The following is a 3579-nucleotide window of genomic DNA, read 5'->3' as shown; positions in this document are numbered from 1 at the left end:
GCACTGCCTACAAAGGCTTAGCAGGCCGCCGTATCCGCTGGGCGGTGTCTGAGGCTGCTGAAAGCGAAGAACCTAGCCGGTCAGCAGCCGACAGCCCTTGCCGGCCCGTTTCCACACAGCCTCGGCCGCAAACGTCGTGCAGCTCTGCCAAGCCAGTCATGCGACGCGTCGCAGCGCCGCATGTCTGCTCCGAGCCCTTAGCGGACGGTCGGCTTCAGAGAACGCATGATAGTTTCAAGCTGCGCCTCCCCGCCCGGCGTCTGTGCGCCGAGACGCAGACCACCACGAATAAGCTCCGCAGCGGCAGGTCGGCTGAAAAGCCCGGCCCAAGCCGCGTGCTCTGTCAGCATTCCTGATGCAAGATCTGCGGCTGGTAGAGCGGATTTTGCCGCCGAGATCACCCCATCGGCTAGGTTTGCGATGTTCTTGGCAATCCGCTCGACGTGTTCCGTTAGCGCCTCAGGCGGAAGGGCACGATTGATCCAACCCCAAGCGGCAGCGGTCTCTGCATCAATCACATCCGCACCAAGCACGACTTCCAGCGCGCGGTTACGGGTCATCTTCTGCGCCAGATACTGCGTGCCGCCACCGCCGGGCACGATGCCCATCAGCGCCTCGCATTGCGAAAGCCCCGCCTTGCCGATTGCCGCAAAGCACATATCCGCCGCCGCCACGAACTCCGCACCACCGCCACGCGCCTGGCCTTCCAGCTTGACGATCGTCACCTGCGGCTGGTGGCGCAGCATCTCGCCCAGGGCCTGAAAGATGTTCAACCCCTCGGGTGCCAGCGCCAGCAGCGCATCAAAGGCCTGCGGCTGATCGATCAACGACATGTCGACATGCGCGATAAAGAAATCCGGAACCGCGCTGTCGAAGATGATCACCTTCAGCGTCTCGTCCTCACGCACCTTCGTCAGATAGTCATGCAGGTCCGCAAACATCTGCACGCCCAGCACATTGACCGGCGGGCTGTCGAGCGTGACATGGGAAACACCGCCATCGCGGCGAGTGCGCAAAGTTTTGTAGTCCGATACCATAATGTCCACCTTTTCTAGGATGGACAGGTAAGTATCATTATAATACCTAGTATCAATAACGCACTTTTCCCATACTAGGTCTGCAAGAGGATACCGCCATGGCTCCCGAACCGCTGACGATCTACCGCGCCGATTGCCCGAGCCGACCCATCCTGGACCAGCTGATCAGCAAATGGTCGATGCTGGTTTTGCAGGTTCTGGATGAACCGAAGCGCTTCAATACGATCAAGCGCCAGCTTGATGGGATAACGCAGCGGGTTCTGACGGAAACCTTGCGCAAGCTCGAGCGCAGCGGGATGGTGACGCGCAGGGTGCTTGAGACCTCGCCCATCGGGGTTGAATACGCCCTGACCCCAATGGGGCAATCGTTGAAGATGGTTTTTTCATCGCTTTACGACTGGACGGTGACCAATATGAGCGACATCGAAACGACCCAGCAGGCATATGATCTCCAACGATAATGGCGTGAACGTTAACTTTGTCCGCCGTGCCGACCTTGGCAGCCGCCACGATGCTGCATGGCTGGTCGAACGGTCGCTTCCGGGAATGCGGCTTTGCAGGGACGACGGCGGCCGACTGGCCGCTATGGGCTGGCGCTCGTCCGCCGCAACGCGGCTGGCGATGGACACCCTGACGAGGCCGTTTCTGCGCCGCCGCGCGGCAACCTCGAGCCCAAACTTGCCGTTGTTCTCCCGCCCGCATGATGCGAGTGCTGTCGGCTGATGTCAGCTCGAACCTGTCCTTCGTCCGATATAATGACGGCGTTGCTGCCTGCTCGATATCGCCGGTCGCGCCGTATATCGCGTTCCGCTCAGATCATGATTTTCTGCGTAGCCCTAGCCACGGGGCCCTGCACGGTCACGCAGGTAGCTAACCAGCATCCTAGCCAGCTCTTTGCCAATCGCATTTGCACCCTCTCGATCGCACTCCCGTTCGATCAATGCCCGGGATACGCTGGATAGCGTCAGGGCGAACATTTTACTGGCAAGCCCTGTATCCTCGAGCTCGACATCTTGCGCGGTCGCCAGAACATTCTCTATCATGCCCTCTATCTGCACTGAACTGTCGCGCAGGAGCGCAAGGCTCGCAGTATCACTTGCAATGCCATTCAAGGCCTTGGCCTCGGCAAGCCTTGAGAGCTTCGCATCAAGATAGGCATCGACCAGACGAGGAAGCATCACCCTCAGCTGTTGGCCCTCGCAGTCCCTCACAACGGTGGCAAGTTCCTGGAAGACCCACGAAAGATGCCGGCCAAGGGCCGCGTAGAGCAGCGCCTGCTTGTTAGGGAAGTATTGGTAAAGAGTGCCGACCGACACACCCGCGCGCTCGGCCACACGGGTGGTGGTCAGGGATTCGCTTCCCTGCGCTAGCAAAACCTGAATCGTTGCCTCGTGGATGGCCTCGACCGACGCCCTGGAGCGACGCTGTACCGGTTCTTTGCGGGGGGATGGCGGAGGAGAAAGCGGCGAGGCCATATGCGAATCCAAAACCTGAAGGAATGTTCATATATTCACCTGAAGAGGTTGCAACTCAGGAGGTTCTGGATGGAACATGCAGGCAAGATCGTGCTCGTTACAGGGGCGAACAAGGGGATTGGCTACGAGATCTGCCGCCAATTGGGCGCGGCCGGCATGACCGTGGTGATCGGGGCACGAAAGACCGATGCCGGGGAAGAGGCCGTCCGTAAACTCACGCAGAACGGCGTGGTGGCCAGTGCCGTGAGCCTTGATGTGACCGACCCGACGAGCATCGCTGCCGCGAAAGACGCCATCGAGGAGCGATACGGGAAGCTCGACATCTTGGTGAATAATGCGGGCATCGCATCCATGGCCGTCGGCAAACCGAGCGAGACCGACGTCGACGCGGCGAGACAAATCTTCGAGACCAACTTCTTCGGCCCCATTGCGGTGACAAAGGCCATGCTACCCTTGCTGCGCAAAGCAGGCGGCACCGCGCGGATCATCAATCAATCGAGCGATCTTGGCTCCCTGAACCGCCAGAGCGACGGTCTTTGGCACCATGCCCAGGTCAAGCCGGTCGGCTATTCTGCGTCGAAGGCGGCCCTAAACATGCTGACCGTCCAACTTTCCTGGGAACTCCAGGCAGAAGGCATCACCGTGAGTTCCGCCAATCCGGGATCAACCGCCACAGATCTCAACAACAATTTCGGACAGCAGACCGTCGCCGAAGGGGCCGCACCCGCCGTCCGGCTTGCATTGATGGAAGTCATGCCAAGTGGAATTTTCTTAGGACGCGACGGCCAGGAGCCTTGGTGAGCAGGTGAGGGAGCCACGGCGGTGCCTGCGTTCTCCGCTTATCCGGCCGGTGAGAAGGAGCATACATCGCCGGTAGCGAACGGCGGGAAGCCCGCAGAGCTGAGCTTAGCGTGCCGGACCATGCTGTACGATGCCATCGATGGCAGCTTCTCTAATTGGGCGTTCGGGTCAAGCTCGTCTTCCTTCTTTCTGCGGGATCGATGTCGCTCATCCGGGTCACGCTTCTCTTCGCAGTCTGGTGACACAGGTGTGTCGCTGCATGCATG

Annotated in this window: 4 protein-coding genes; 2 read left to right on the top strand and 2 right to left on the bottom strand. The window is 60.0% G+C overall.

The annotated features are described in order from the left end of the window. Positions 1-197: 197 nt before the first annotated feature. Positions 198-1037, bottom strand: coding sequence for an enoyl-CoA hydratase/isomerase family protein (locus KM176_RS24685; protein ID WP_160897333.1), 840 nt, complete (start codon positions 1035-1037; stop codon positions 198-200). 98 nt (positions 1038-1135) lie between these two features. Here KM176_RS24685 and KM176_RS24680 point away from each other — a divergent pair, with 98 nt between their 5' ends. Next, positions 1136-1498, top strand: a complete 363-nt coding sequence (locus KM176_RS24680) for a winged helix-turn-helix transcriptional regulator (protein WP_160897332.1) — start codon at positions 1136-1138, stop codon at positions 1496-1498. A gap of 375 nt (positions 1499-1873) precedes the next feature. On the opposite strand, the gene KM176_RS24675 is transcribed toward KM176_RS24680, so the two are convergent. After that, the gene (locus KM176_RS24675; protein ID WP_160897331.1) at positions 1874-2512 is read right to left on the bottom strand and encodes a TetR/AcrR family transcriptional regulator; all 639 of its coding nucleotides are present in this window, start codon (positions 2510-2512) and stop codon (positions 1874-1876) included. Positions 2513-2581: 69 nt separating this feature from the next. Here KM176_RS24675 and KM176_RS24670 point away from each other — a divergent pair, with 69 nt between their 5' ends. Then, entirely contained in the window at positions 2582-3313 is a 732-nt protein-coding gene (locus KM176_RS24670; protein ID WP_160897330.1) for an SDR family oxidoreductase, read from the top strand. The last annotated feature ends 266 nt before the right edge of the window (positions 3314-3579 follow it).

Source organism: Pseudooceanicola endophyticus (genome assembly GCF_018760365.1).
GTDB classification, from domain to species: domain Bacteria; phylum Pseudomonadota; class Alphaproteobacteria; order Rhodobacterales; family Rhodobacteraceae; genus Pseudooceanicola; species Pseudooceanicola endophyticus.
This window is presented reverse-complemented; position numbering and strand designations above follow the sequence as displayed.